Genomic DNA, 13,785 nt, shown 5'->3' with positions numbered 1-13,785 from the left:
GGGGATTGGACTGTCATTTATCGGACAACGTCTGACCCAGACGTTCCACCAGGATCAAAAAGATCGCCGCTTGCGGCAGCGCCTGCGCGCGTTATCCTTTGGCCTGGAGCCCTCATTCCGTTAAGATAGCCCGCTTTTTCAAGGTGGGAGTCAGGCAGCATGGCGCAGCAGTATCAACCGGGGCAACGCTGGATTAGTGACAGCGAAGCCGAGCTGGGTTTGGGCACCGTTCTGGCACAGGACGGCCGCTTGTTGACCGTGCTCTATCCGGCCACTGGCGATACCCGCCAGTACGCGCTACGGAATGCGCCCCTCACCCGCGTGAGGTTTTCTCCGGGTGACTCGATCACTCACTTCGAAGGCTGGAAACTGACCGTACAGGAAGTCGACGATGTCGACGGCCTGCTGGTCTACCACGGCCTCAACGCGCAGAACGAAACCGTCACCCTGCCGGAAACCCAGCTGTCGAACTTCATTCAGTTCCGCCTGGCCAGCGACCGTCTGTTCGCCGGCCAGATCGACCCGCTGGCCTGGTTCTCCCTGCGCTACCACACGCTGGAACATACCAGCCGCCAGCTGCAGTCCTCTTTGTGGGGCCTGGGCGGCGTTCGGGCGCAACCGATCGCCCACCAGCTGCACATTGCCCGCGAAGTCGCTGACCGCATCGCCCCTCGGGTTCTGCTGGCGGACGAAGTAGGCCTGGGTAAAACCATCGAAGCCGGCCTGGTGATCCATCGCCAATTGCTCTCGGGCCGCGCCAGCCGTGTGCTGATCCTGGTTCCGGAAAACCTGCAGCACCAGTGGCTGGTAGAGATGCGCCGCCGTTTCAACCTGCAGGTCGCGCTGTTCGACGAAGAACGCTTTATCGAAAGCGATGCGACCAACCCGTTCGAAGACACCCAGCTGGCATTGGTTGCGCTTGAGTGGCTGGTGGACGACGAAAAAGCCCAGGACGCGCTGTTTGCTGCCGGCTGGGACCTGCTGGTGGTCGATGAAGCACACCATCTGGTCTGGCACGAAGAAAAGGCCAGCCCTGAGTATTCCCTGGTCGAGCAACTGGCCGAAGTCATTCCCAGCGTCCTGTTGCTGACCGCCACCCCGGAACAACTCGGCCAGGACAGCCACTTCGCACGCCTGCGCCTGCTCGATCCGAACCGTTTCCATGACCTGCACGCCTTCCGCGCCGAGAGCGAAAACTACCGCCCGGTGGCCGAAGCCGTTCAGGAGCTGCTGGACCAGGGGCGTCTGTCGCCTGAAGCGCACAAGACCATCCACGGTTTCCTCGGTAATGAAGGCGAAGCGCTGCTGGCTGCGGTCAACGATGGCGACACCGAAGCCAGTGCGCGCCTGGTTCGCGAACTGCTGGATCGCCATGGCACCGGACGCGTGCTGTTCCGTAACACCCGCGCCGCCGTGCAGGGGTTCCCGGAACGCAAACTGCACCCGTATCCGCTACCGTGCCCGGACGAATACCTCGAGCTGCCCCTGGGCGATCACGCCGAGCTGTATCCGGAAGTGAGCTTCCAGGCCCAGCCGGATGCCAATGAAGAAGAGCGCTGGTGGAAGTTCGACCCACGTGTCGAGTGGCTGATCGATCAACTGAAGATGCTCAAGCGCACCAAGGTTCTGGTGATTTGCGCCCATGCCGAAACCGCGATGGACCTGGAAGACGCCCTGCGCGTGCGTTCCGGCATCCCGGCGACGGTGTTCCACGAAGGCATGAACATCCTTGAGCGTGACCGCGCCGCCGCCTATTTCGCCGACGAGGAATTTGGTGCCCAAGTCCTGATCTGCTCGGAAATCGGTAGTGAAGGTCGCAACTTCCAGTTCTCGCATCACCTGGTGCTGTTCGACCTGCCTGCGCACCCGGACCTGCTGGAGCAACGCATCGGTCGTCTCGACCGGATCGGCCAGAAGCACATTATCGAGCTGCACGTGCCCTACCTGGAAACCAGTCCGCAGGAGCGTCTGTTCCAGTGGTACCACGAGGCCCTGAACGCGTTCCTCAACACCTGCCCGACCGGCAACGCGCTGCAGCATCAGTTCGGCTCGCGCCTGCTGCCGTTGCTGGAAAATGCCGACGACGGCGAGTGGCAAGCGTTAATCGACGAAGCCCGCGCCGAGCGCGAGCGCCTGGAAGCCGAGCTGCACACCGGCCGCGACCGCTTGCTGGAGCTCAACTCCGGCGGTGCCGGCGAAGGTGATGCACTGGTCGAGGACATTCTTGAGCAAGACGATCAGTTCGCCCTGCCCATCTACATGGAAACCCTGTTCGACGCCTTCGGCATCGACAGCGAAGACCACTCGGAAAACGCGCTGATCCTCAAGCCGAGTGAAAAAATGCTCGACGCCAGCTTCCCGCTGGGCGACGACGAAGGCGTTACCATCACCTACGACCGCAACCAGGCGCTGTCTCGCGAAGACATGCAATTCATCACCTGGGAACACCCGATGGTCCAGGGTGGCATGGATCTGGTGCTGTCCGGCTCGATGGGCAATACCGCCGTGGCGCTGATCAAGAACAAGGCGCTCAAACCTGGCACCGTGTTGCTGGAACTGCTCTACGTCAGCGAAGTGGTGGCGCCGCGCTCACTGCAGCTGGGGCGCTATCTGCCGCCAGCCGCCCTGCGCTGCCTGCTCGATGCCAACGGCAACGACTTGTCGGCTCGCGTAGCGTTCGAAACCCTCAACGACCAGCTCGAAAGCGTTCCTCGGGCCAGCGCCAACAAGTTCATCCAGGCCCAGCGTGACCAGCTGACGCCACGGATCAACGCCGGTGAAGAAAAGATCTTCCCGCGCCATGCCGAGCGCGTCGCCGAAGCCCAGCGCCGCCTGGCCGCCGACACGGACGAAGAACTGGCACGCCTGACCGCCCTGCAAGCGGTCAACCCGACGGTACGCGACAGCGAACTGGTAGCACTGCGCAAACAACGCGAGCAAGGCCTGGCCATGCTCGACAAGGCTGCGTTGCGACTGGAAGCGATTCGGGTGCTGGTGGCGGGGTAAGTCCCCTGCCCCATCGGCAAACGGAAAAGGCCCGCAGCGATGCGGGCCTTTTTTATTCCGGTTTGTTGTGGTGTTGCTGATGGCCTCTTCGCGGGCAAGCCCGCTCCCAAAGTCGATTTTTGAACGCCACAGATCCGCTGTGGGAGGGCTTGGTCGGGGCGGCGTTCCGACGCAGGCGATTACGCAGTCGCCGCACAAGCCCCTGGCTCAACCACAGCCACCAGCCCATCCTTCATCCGCTTCGCATCCCGCACAAAACACCGCGAAGCCATGAACAGAAACACCATGGTGAAGAACAGTGCCACCGGTATCAGGTACATCGCATCGTGCAGGCCTACCGCCTTGAACGCTTCGGTCATCTGCCCGGCGCCAGCCGCCAGCATCGCCGTGTGGGCGAAGTGATCGGACAGCCCACCTACCACCACCGGCCCCAATCCGCCGCCCAGCAGGTACAAGCCGGCAAAAAACAGCGCCATCGCCGTTGCTCGCAAGCGCGGCTCGACCACGTCCTGGATCGCGGTGTAGACGCAGGTGTAGAAGTTGTAGGCAAACAGCCAGCCCAGGCTGAATACCCCGACAAAGAGTCCGATCTCGATTCGCCCGGCGTGCAGGGCCCAGGCAGTGCATACGGTCGAGACAATCAGGCTGAAGGCTGCAAACAGTAGCCGCCCATTGGCGACCCGCTGGTGGATCTTGTCAGCGACCAACCCGCCCAGGGTCAGGCCGAACAACCCGGTGACACCGACAATCACCCCGGTCGCCACCGCAGCGTCATGCAGTGGCATCAGGAAGTAGCGTTGCAGCATCGGCACCAGGAATGAGTTACAGGCATAAGTCGCGAAGTTGAAGCACAACCCCGCCATCACCAGCCACAGGAAGGTCGGCACGGCCAATACCCGACGGATTGGCCGCTCGACGCGCTCCTGGGACACCTGCACACTTTCCGCGGCACCACGCTTGGGTTCCTTGATGAAAAACATGAACACCGCCAGAAGCAGGCCCGGCACTGCGGCAATGAAAAACGGCGCACGCCAGCTGTCGAATGTCTTGACCATCCAGCCGATGGTGAAGAAAGCCAGCAACAGACCCAGTGGCAGGCCCAGCATGAAGATACCCATGGCCCGGGCACGCCGGTGCGCCGGGAACAGGTCGCCGATCAACGAATTGGCTGCCGGTGCATAACTGGCTTCGCCAATACCAACACCCATGCGCACGAGCAAAAACGTCCAGAAACTGCCGACCAGGCCATTGACCGCTGTCAGCCCGCTCCAGGCCGCCAGCCCCCACCCCATCAACTTGGCCCGTGAACCGGTATCGGCCATTCGCCCAAGGGGCAGGCCGGCGATTGCATAGACGATGGTAAATGCCGTACCGATGATCCCCAGCTGAAAATCACTCAAGTGCCATTCCATGCGGATGGGCTCGATGATGATGGCCGGGATGGTGCGGTCGAAAAAGTTGAACAGGTTGGCCAGGAACAACAGGAACAGAATGCGCCACGCATTCGCCGCTTGGGTCGAGTTCTGCATGCTTCCGTCTCTTTTATTGTTATGGGGCTTAACTGCCCCCGGAACATGCAATCTAGTCACGCCCGCACAAGCTGTCTGTAATTATTCGTTAAGCTGATAGGCGGCCATGAAGAGCCAACTGCCGGCGCGATTTGGTTATTGCCAAACGCTCTAATACTCATTCCAAATCGATTGACGCCAAACTGCCACCACAGCTTGCGCTTCCGCCGTGCGCTCTATACTCCAAGGCAACCCGCCTGCAGCAGTGGCGGCAGCCAGGATGACGACAAACGGGAAATGCTATGGAATGGCTTGGTTTGCCTTTCATTACCGGCCTACCAGACAGTGGACAGGTAATCCTGAGTTGCACCCACAATCCTTTTCTGGTGCTGCTGGCATACGTGGTTGCGTGCGTTGGCAGCTTTGCCATGCTGGACATGGCCGAACGGGTGGATCATGCACAGAAGGCGCAATCCCAGCGCCTGTGGCGCCTGACAGGAACCGCCTGCCTGGCAGGTGGAATCTGGGCCATGCACTTCATTGGCATGCTAGCGTTTCAAGCGCCTGTCGAAGTCCATTACGCCCTGCCCATCACCCTCGCCTCCCTGATGATTGCCCTGCTCGCCTCATGGCTGGTGATGCTCACCCTCAGCCAGGCGCAACAAACCCTGTGGTGTTACGTAAAAGCCTCGGTGTGCATTGGCCTGGGTATCGCCGCCATGCATTACGTCGGCATGGGTGCCATGCGCTCCGAAGCCGCCGCTTACTTCGAGCCGACGTTGTTCACACTGTCTGTGCTAATCGCCATGCTGGCCGGCCTTGCCGCCCTGCTGATCGCCCGGCAGTTGCGCGGCGGCATGGGCCTGCCCCATCAACTGAAGAAATACACCGCCAGCCTGGTGCTTGGCGCCGGTCTCTTCAGCATGCACTTCACGGGCATGGCCGCGTTCAATCTGGTGCTGCCTGCAGGCAGTGTCCTGACGCCGCCTGGCGAAAACGATCACCTGCAACTGGGACTCACCCTGGCCGTCATGACGCTGCTGATCATCGGCAGCAGTATCAGCGCGGCCTTGGCCGACAAAAAGCTGCAACACAAGGAGCACGACCTGCAACGGGTCAATGCCTTGCTCAGCCAACTCGACCAGGCACGGATGTCGTTGCAGCAGGTAGCGCATTACGACGCCCTGACCAGCCTGGTCAACCGCCGCGGGTTCAACCAACTGTTCGCCGAGAAGCTCAGCGAAAAGACCAAGGAAGGCGGCATGCTCGCGGTAGTGTTCCTGGACATCGACCACTTCAAGCGTATCAACGACAGCCTCGGCCATGACGCCGGCGACGAATTGCTCAAGGTCCTGGCCAGTCACATCAAGAGTTCGGTACGCAGCCATGAAGATGTGGTGGCACGCTTCGGCGGTGATGAGTTCTGCATTCTCATTGGGTTGCAGGACCGTGAAGAAGCCCGGCAAATGGCCCAGCGCATCATGATGAAAATGAAGGAACCCATCGAGCTGGCGGGACGGCGCATGGTGATGACCACCAGCATTGGCATCAGCCTGTTTCCCGAAGATGGCAGCACCTGCGAAGAACTGTTGAAAAACGCCGACCTGGCGCTCTACCAGTCCAAGGGCAATGGCCGCAACGGCCTGAATTTTTTCAGCGCGAACCTGAAGACCCGTGCAACGCTGGAATTGCAACTGGAAGAAGAATTGCGTCATGCCCTGCGCGAGAACATCGGACTGATGCTGTATTACCAACCGATCTTCGACCTCAAGACCGGGCTGGTGAGCAAGCTCGAAGCCCTGGTGCGCTGGCAGCATCCGGTGCATGGCCTGCTCTCGCCAGAGCGGTTTATCGCCATCGCCGAAGCCAACGGCCTGATTGCGGAACTGGACAACTGGGTGCTTCGCAAAGCCTGCGAAGACTTGAGTGAATTGTCCCGCCAGGGCTGCGAAGCACTCAGGATTGCGGTGAACTGTTCACCCCTGAACCTGGCGCGCGAGGAACTCGCCGATGAAATCGAACAGGCGTTGCGGGTCGCCGGCGTAGCCCCGCAACGGCTGGAATTGGAAGTCACGGAAAATGCGCTGATGGGCAACATCGCCAACACGCTGGTGTTGCTGCGCCAGATTCGTGCGCTGGGGGTATCCCTGTCGATCGACGACTTCGGCACCGGGTATTCCTCCCTTGCCTATCTCAAACGCCTGCCGCTCAACACCTTGAAGATCGATCGGTCATTTATCCAGGAGATTCCCGAGTCGACCCAGGACATGGAAATCGTCCAGGCGATCATTATCATGGCCCATACCCTGCACTTGCAGGTTGTCACCGAGGGCGTCGAAACGCTGGAGCAATACGAATTCCTGGAGCGCTACGGCTGTGATTTCGTCCAGGGCTACTTGCTCAGTCGCCCGGTTCCGCTGGCCGAACTGCGCCCCGTCCTTAACGAAATCAACCAGCGCCAGTATTCGAGCCCGGTCATTCCCTCGGGCCAGGCTCGCGGTACATCTGCACTAACGTCGACGGATCCTTTTCCAGGAAGCCCTTACTCCCGTGCAACCGCATCAATTGCGCGGCCAGTGCGCTGAGGGGTGTCGCTGCCCCCTGCTCGCGGGATAATTTCACTGCCGTGTCGAGATCCTTGAGCAGTGTGCGAACGTGCCATTTCACCGGTTCGAAACGGTTGTCGGCCATTTGCGGCGCAAGTATCTGCAACGGCTTCGAATCGGCGAACCCCCCTGCCAGCGCTTCGGCAATCAGGCTGGCGTTAACGCCGGACCGCTCGGCCAAGGCCACCACTTCGGCAATGACCAATGCATTGCAGGCAACGATCATCTGGTTGCAGGCCTTGGTCACCTGCCCCGCACCGACGCCCCCCATGTGGGTCACCCGCTGACCGACGCTCAGCAATGCAGTCCTGACCCGTTCGAGGTCTGATGCCGCGCCGCCGACCATGATCGCCAGCGACCCCGCTTCGGCGCCCACCACGCCACCAGACACTGGCGCGTCCAGCCATTGCATGCCGCTTGATGCGTTCAACGCAGCGGCCATTTCCCTGGTGGCCGCAGGCTCCAGGCTGGAAAAGTCCACCAGCAACTGGCCGTTTCTCGCACCCTCGGCAATGCCTGCCGCGCCAAACACCACTTCGCGCACCACTGCAGTATCCGCCAGGCAAAGCATGACCACGTCCGCGTGCGCACACAGCTCGGCCGGCGTCGAAACCTGTCGCGCCCCGGCCTCGACCAGCGGCAAGCACTTGTCCGGATTGCGATTCCACACAGTCAACGCAAAGCCCGCCGCCATCAATCGTTGGCACATCGGCAAGCCCATCAGGCCGATACCGGCAAATCCCAGGGAAGGTAAAGTTGCCACGGGTGGTTCCTCCATTTGAATAGCGGTAAAAAGCCTGGTGTGCTCGAACTGGGCCAACATCTGGAAACAATTAAATAGACCAATGGCGGGTCAGCCAACTGTTCCCGTTACGTGCACGTCACCCTCGCCAGGCATTCGATGTGGCCTTTCTCCACGGCAACATGCCATCACGCTACGGGCCTACACACTTTCCAGCAAGCAGCTCATGCACCAAAAAAGCGCAGAGGATTATTCGCCCGCCCTTTCCTGGATCAGAATCCACGGCGAAACCACCACGGCCCACAGCTCTGGATCTCGCTCGAAAAGATCCAGCGCCCGCGATTCAGAGACCTTGGCGAGTTTGTCGTCGGCCAGCCAGGCAGCCACTTTCTCACCTTCGTCAACCGCCACCGCCTCGGCCGCGGCGATCAAATCCAGAGCCGGGTCGACCCATAACAGGGCACCCTTGGCAAAGAAGGGTTCAAGCTCTTTCCAGGTAATAGATGCGGTCTCACCAAGCAGCTTGGCATAGAGGGTGCTAGGTTCTTGATTCATGGGTTCTGTCCGGAAAAGAAATCGACGCGAATGATAAACGTCGATGGTCTGGCAGCAAAACCCGGATGCAATTTGCTTCACCGATTGAAAACCGCAGGAAAGCCAAGGAATGCAGGTGAATCAAGCTATTAGCCAGCTAACATCCCGCCGCGATTCTGTATTTTTCTTTCAATTAAGCGACACCCTCTGGTTTTGCCCCCCGGCGCTGCCTTCCCAGGCTGACAATCGGCGCTCTACACTGTACCGGTACAGTTGTCGGGGGCATTTCCGGAGGGTATCGACGATATCTGACCCGGTTCTGCTGCTACGGCGCCAGGACTATAAAAACTACAACAGTAAGAGTGGAGCACTATGACTAAGGCTACTAAGCAGATTTCCAAACTGTTTGCCGCTATGGTTCTGGCCGGGGTTGCCAGCCATTCGTTCGCAGCTGACACCATCAAGATCGGCATCGCCGGCCCGAAGACCGGTCCTGTAGCCCAGTACGGCGACATGCAGTTCAGTGGCGCCAAAATGGCCATCGAGCAGATCAACGCCAAAGGCGGCGTAGACGGCAAGAAGCTCGAAGCCGTTGAATACGATGACGCCTGTGATCCAAAACAAGCGGTAGCGGTTGCGAACAAAGTCGTCAACGACGGCGTCAAGTTCGTGGTCGGCCACCTGTGCTCCAGCTCCACTCAACCGGCTTCGGACATCTACGAAGACGAAGGCGTGATCATGATCACTCCGGCCGCCACCAGCCCGGACATCACCTCCCGTGGTTACAAGATGGTGTTCCGCACCATCGGTCTCGACAGCGCCCAGGGCCCTGCAGCCGGTAACTACATTGCCGATCACGTTAAGCCGAAAATCGTTGCCGTCCTGCACGACAAACAGCAATACGGTGAAGGCATCGCTACCGCCGTGAAACAAACACTCGAGAAGAAAGGCACCAAGGTTGCCGTGTTCGAAGGCATCAATGCCGGCGACAAGGATTTCTCCTCGATGATCGCCAAGCTCAAGCAAGCCAACGTCGACTTCGTTTACTACGGCGGCTACCACCCGGAGCTGGGCCTGATCCTGCGTCAAGCCTCGGAAAAAGGCCTGAAAGCCAAGTTCATGGGTCCGGAAGGCGTGGGTAACGACTCCATTTCGCAGATCGCCAAGGACGCCTCCGAAGGCCTGCTGGTAACCCTGCCGAAATCCTTCGACCAGGACCCTGCCAACATTGCCCTGGCTGACGCATTCAAAGCCAAGAAAGAAGATCCGAGCGGTCCGTTCGTGTTCCCTTCCTACTCGGCTGTTGAAGTCATTGTTGGTGGCATCACTGCCGCCAAGAGCGAAGACCCGGCAAAAGTGGCTGAAGCCATTCACGCTGGCACTTTCAAAACCCCGACTGGCGACCTGAGCTTCGACGCCAAGGGCGACCTGAAAGACTTCAAATTTGTGGTTTACGAGTGGCACTTCGGCAAACCTAAAACTGAAGCTTCGCCTCAGTAAGGCCTTGCCTGACTGACTGCCCACAAAGCCCACGGCGTGCCGTGGGCTTTGTTTTACGAATGTACTGGGCCGCGCTTGCGTGATCCGCAAGTCTCCCCACCTGAAAATCTCAAAACCGTCATCAGCGGTTCGCTGGCAAACCCCGAATTCGAAGTGGATGCAGATCCGCGGGATCGGGCGGGAAAATGACTCCACCAGTGAAATGCGTATCAGGTTTTTAGGAGCGCTGTAATGCCTGACATCTATCACTTTTTCCAACAGCTGGTTAACGGCCTGACCGTTGGCAGCACGTATGCCCTGATCGCCATCGGCTATACGATGGTTTACGGCATCATTGGAATGATCAACTTCGCCCACGGCGAGGTGTACATGATTGGCTCCTACGTGGCGTTCATCGCCATCGCAGGCCTGGCCATGATGGGACTCGACAGCGTCCCGCTGCTGATGACTGCCGGTTTCATCGCGAGCATCGTCGTCTGCAGTGCCTACGGTTACAGCATCGAACGGATTGCCTATCGCCCCTTGCGTGGCAGCAACCGTCTGATTCCGCTGATCTCGGCCATCGGCATGTCGATCTTCCTGCAGAACACCGTTCTGCTGTCGCAAGACTCCAAGGACAAATCCATCCCCAACCTGATCCCCGGGAATCTCTCATTCGGGCCAGGTGGTGCACATGAAGTGCTGATTTCGTACATGCAGATCGTCGTGTTCGTGGTGACCCTGGTCGCCATGCTCGGCCTGACGATGTTCATCTCCCGTTCCCGACTGGGTCGCGCCTGCCGCGCCTGCGCCGAAGACATCAAGATGGCCAACCTGCTGGGTATCAACACCAACAACATCATTGCCCTGACCTTCGTCATCGGTGCGGCGCTGGCAGCCATTGCAGCCGTGTTGTTGAGCATGCAATACGGCGTGATCAACCCGAACGCCGGCTTCCTCGTTGGCCTCAAGGCCTTTACCGCTGCGGTACTTGGCGGCATCGGCAGCATTCCCGGCGCCATGCTCGGCGGACTGGTGCTTGGGGTGGCGGAAGCCTTTGGTGCCGATATCTTCGGCGACCAGTACAAGGACGTCGTGGCTTTCGGCTTGTTGGTTCTGGTTCTGTTGTTCCGGCCGACCGGCATCCTGGGCCGTCCGGAGGTTGAAAAGGTATGACTAAGAATCTTAAGCAAGCGCTCTTCAGCGCGCTCCTGGTCTGGGCAGTTGCCTATCCGGTGCTCGGCCTCAAACTGACCATCGTTGGCATCAACCTGGAAGTCCACGGCACCAGCAACATGACCCTTGCAATCATCGCGATCTGCTCGGCACTCATGTTCTTGCGGGTACTGTTCGACGACCCTATCAGCAAGGCCTGGAAATCCTCGCCGTCCATGCCGTTGATTCCGGCCAAGGCCAGCAACTTCCTGACCCTGCCGACCACTCAGCGCTGGATCATCATCGCGTTGATCATCGGTGCCCTGGTCTGGCCGTTCTTCGGCTCCCGTGGCGCGGTGGACATTGCGACCCTGATCCTGATCTACGTGATGCTGGGCCTGGGCCTGAACATCGTGGTCGGTCTCGCAGGCCTGCTCGACCTGGGTTACGTCGGTTTCTACGCCGTCGGTGCCTATAGCTATGCGCTGTTGTCGCACTACCTGGGCTGGAGCTTCTGGGTCTGCCTGCCGGTCGCCGGCCTGATGGCAGCCACCTTTGGCTTCCTGCTCGGCTTCCCGGTTCTGCGCTTGCGGGGTGACTACCTGGCGATCGTGACCCTGGGTTTCGGTGAGATCATCCGTCTGTTCCTGCGTAACCTCACGGACATCACTGGCGGCCCGAACGGCATCAGCAACATCGAGAAGCCCACGTTCTTCGGCCTGACCTTCGAACGCAAAGCGGCCGAAGGCATGCAGACGTTCCATGAGTACTTCGGGCTGCAATACAACTCGATCAACAAGGTGATTTTCCTCTACCTGGTTGCGCTGTTGCTGGCCCTGGCGGCCCTGTTCGTCATCAATCGCCTGTTGCGCATGCCAATCGGCCGTGCGTGGGAAGCGTTGCGTGAAGACGAGATCGCTTGCCGTGCACTCGGTCTCAACCCGACCGTCATCAAGCTGTCGGCCTTCACCCTGGGCGCCAGCTTCGCCGGTTTTGCAGGCAGTTTCTTTGCTGCCCGCCAGGGCCTGGTCACGCCCGAGTCATTCACCTTCATCGAGTCGGCGATCATCCTCGCCATCGTCGTTCTGGGTGGCATGGGCTCGCAGCTGGGGGTGATCCTGGCTGCCGTGGTGATGATCCTGCTGCCGGAAATGATGCGTGAGTTCAGTGAATACCGCATGTTGATGTTCGGTGCCTTGATGGTGCTGATGATGATCTGGCGTCCTCAGGGTCTGCTGCCCATGCAACGTCCTCACATGGAGCTGCGCAAATGAGCCGCGAGATCCTGAAAGTCGAAAATCTGAGCATGCGCTTCGGCGGCTTGCTGGCGGTCAACGGCGTGGCCCTGACCGTCAAGGAAAAACAGGTCGTCGCCTTGATCGGCCCTAACGGCGCTGGCAAGACCACGGTGTTCAACTGCCTGACCGGCTTCTACAAGCCGAGCGGTGGCAGCATCCTGCTCGACGGCCAGGCGATCGAAGGCCTGGCCGGGCATGAGATCGCCCGTAAAGGCGTGGTGCGAACCTTCCAGAACGTGCGGTTGTTCAAGGACATGACGGCGGTCGAGAACCTCCTGATCGCCCAGCATCGTCACCTGAACACCAACTTCCTGGCGGGTCTGTTCAAGACCCCGGCGTTCCGCAAAAGCGAGCGCGAGGCGATGGAATTTGCCGAGTACTGGCTGGACAAGGTCAACCTCAGGGAATTCGCCAACCGAACGGCTGGCACGCTGGCCTACGGTCAGCAACGTCGCCTGGAAATCGCCCGCTGCATGATGACCCGCCCGCGGATCCTCATGCTCGACGAACCGGCTGCTGGCCTGAACCCCAAGGAAACCGAAGACCTCAAGGCGCTGATCGGCGTGTTGCGTGAAGAGCACAACGTCACCGTGCTGTTGATCGAACACGACATGAAGCTGGTGATGAGTATTTCCGACCACATTGTCGTCATCAACCAGGGCACTCCCCTGGCCGACGGCACGCCGGAACAGATCCGCGATAATCCTGAAGTGATCAAAGCCTACCTGGGGGAAGCGTAATGCTGCAGTTCGAAAACGTTTCCACCTTCTACGGCAAAATCCAGGCCTTGCACGGCGTCAATGTGGAAATCCGCCAGGGTGAAATCGTCACCCTGATTGGTGCCAACGGCGCCGGCAAGTCCACCTTGCTCATGACGTTGTGCGGTTCACCTCAAGCTCACAGCGGCAGTATTCGCTACATGGGCGAGGAACTGGTCGGGCAGACTTCGGCGCAGATCATGCGCAAGAGCATTGCCGTGGTGCCGGAAGGCCGTCGAGTGTTTGCTCGCCTGACCGTGGAAGAAAACCTCGCCATGGGCGGATTCTTCACCGACAAGGGCGATTTCCAGGAACAGATGGACAAGGTCCTCGGACTTTTCCCACGCCTGAAGGAGCGCTTCAGTCAACGCGGCGGCACCATGTCCGGCGGCGAACAGCAGATGCTCGCCATCGGCCGCGCACTGATGAGCAAACCCAAGCTGCTGCTGCTGGACGAGCCGTCACTGGGTTTGGCACCGATCATCATCCAGCAGATCTTCGACATCATCGAACAGCTGCGCAAGGATGGCGTCACGGTTTTCCTGGTGGAGCAGAACGCCAACCAGGCGCTGAAAATCGCTGACCGAGCGTACGTTCTGGAGAACGGTCGGGTGGTGATGCAAGGCACTGGTGAAGCGCTGCTGACCGATCCGAAAGTGCGCGAGGCTTATCTGGGCGGCTAAGCACAATACCCTGTAG

The 13,785-nt window shown here is 59.7% G+C and carries 10 protein-coding genes; 7 read left to right on the top strand and 3 right to left on the bottom strand.

Annotated elements, in window-relative coordinates; all coding sequences use genetic code 11:
- The first annotated feature begins 159 nt into the window (after nt 1-159).
- Entirely contained in the window at nt 160-3,006 is a 2,847-nt protein-coding gene (gene rapA, locus AAEZ09_RS05260) for an RNA polymerase-associated protein RapA (RefSeq protein ID WP_350598461.1), read from the top strand.
- A gap of 179 nt (nt 3,007-3,185) precedes the next feature.
- On the opposite strand, the gene AAEZ09_RS05255 is transcribed toward rapA, so the two are convergent.
- Nucleotides 3,186-4,535: a spinster family MFS transporter gene (locus AAEZ09_RS05255; RefSeq protein WP_350598459.1), complete on the bottom strand. Its 1,350-nt coding sequence runs from the start codon at nt 4,533-4,535 to the stop codon at nt 3,186-3,188.
- A 281-nt stretch (nt 4,536-4,816) separates the two neighbouring features.
- Between AAEZ09_RS05255 and AAEZ09_RS05250 the strand changes: the two genes are divergently transcribed.
- Nucleotides 4,817-7,099 carry a putative bifunctional diguanylate cyclase/phosphodiesterase gene (locus AAEZ09_RS05250; protein ID WP_350598458.1) on the top strand — a complete coding sequence of 761 codons (2,283 nt, stop codon included), beginning with the start codon at nt 4,817-4,819 and terminating at the stop codon, nt 7,097-7,099.
- Here the strand turns inward: AAEZ09_RS05250 and AAEZ09_RS05245 are convergent.
- On the bottom strand, nt 6,990-7,898 hold the full coding sequence (locus tag AAEZ09_RS05245) for an NAD(P)-dependent oxidoreductase (protein WP_082069223.1): 909 nt from the start codon (nt 7,896-7,898) through the stop codon (nt 6,990-6,992). The two genes, AAEZ09_RS05250 and AAEZ09_RS05245, sit on opposite strands and share 110 nt — an antisense overlap.
- A gap of 213 nt (nt 7,899-8,111) precedes the next feature.
- A complete protein-coding gene (locus AAEZ09_RS05240; RefSeq protein WP_045061057.1) occupies nt 8,112-8,417 on the bottom strand; it encodes a DUF2288 domain-containing protein in 306 nt (101 codons plus the stop codon).
- Between the two features lie 351 nt (nt 8,418-8,768).
- Between AAEZ09_RS05240 and AAEZ09_RS05235 the strand changes: the two genes are divergently transcribed.
- From AAEZ09_RS05235 to AAEZ09_RS05215, 5 genes are all read left to right on the top strand, one after another.
- On the top strand, nt 8,769-9,896 hold the full coding sequence (locus AAEZ09_RS05235; RefSeq protein WP_045061058.1) for a branched-chain amino acid ABC transporter substrate-binding protein: 1,128 nt from the start codon (nt 8,769-8,771) through the stop codon (nt 9,894-9,896).
- A gap of 231 nt (nt 9,897-10,127) precedes the next feature.
- Nucleotides 10,128-11,051 carry a high-affinity branched-chain amino acid ABC transporter permease LivH gene (livH, locus tag AAEZ09_RS05230; protein WP_045061059.1) on the top strand — a complete coding sequence of 308 codons (924 nt, stop codon included), beginning with the start codon at nt 10,128-10,130 and terminating at the stop codon, nt 11,049-11,051.
- On the top strand, nt 11,048-12,304 hold the full coding sequence (locus AAEZ09_RS05225) for a high-affinity branched-chain amino acid ABC transporter permease LivM (RefSeq protein ID WP_045061060.1): 1,257 nt from the start codon (nt 11,048-11,050) through the stop codon (nt 12,302-12,304). The genes livH and AAEZ09_RS05225 overlap by 4 nt, the downstream gene beginning before the upstream one ends.
- Entirely contained in the window at nt 12,301-13,068 is a 768-nt protein-coding gene (livG, locus tag AAEZ09_RS05220; RefSeq protein ID WP_045061061.1) for a high-affinity branched-chain amino acid ABC transporter ATP-binding protein LivG, read from the top strand. The genes AAEZ09_RS05225 and livG overlap by 4 nt, the downstream gene beginning before the upstream one ends.
- Nucleotides 13,068-13,769 (top strand): ABC transporter ATP-binding protein, encoded by a 702-nt coding sequence (locus AAEZ09_RS05215; RefSeq protein WP_045061062.1) that lies wholly within the window; start codon nt 13,068-13,070, stop codon nt 13,767-13,769. The genes livG and AAEZ09_RS05215 overlap by 1 nt, the downstream gene beginning before the upstream one ends.
- Nucleotides 13,770-13,785: the final 16 nt, after the last annotated feature.

This window comes from Pseudomonas sp. 65/3-MNA-CIBAN-0223, from assembly GCF_040310425.1.
In the GTDB taxonomy this organism is placed as follows: Bacteria; Pseudomonadota; Gammaproteobacteria; order Pseudomonadales; family Pseudomonadaceae; genus Aquipseudomonas; species Aquipseudomonas gregormendelii.
Note: the sequence above shows the minus strand (reverse complement) of the source record. Positions and strands in the feature narration are given on the sequence as shown.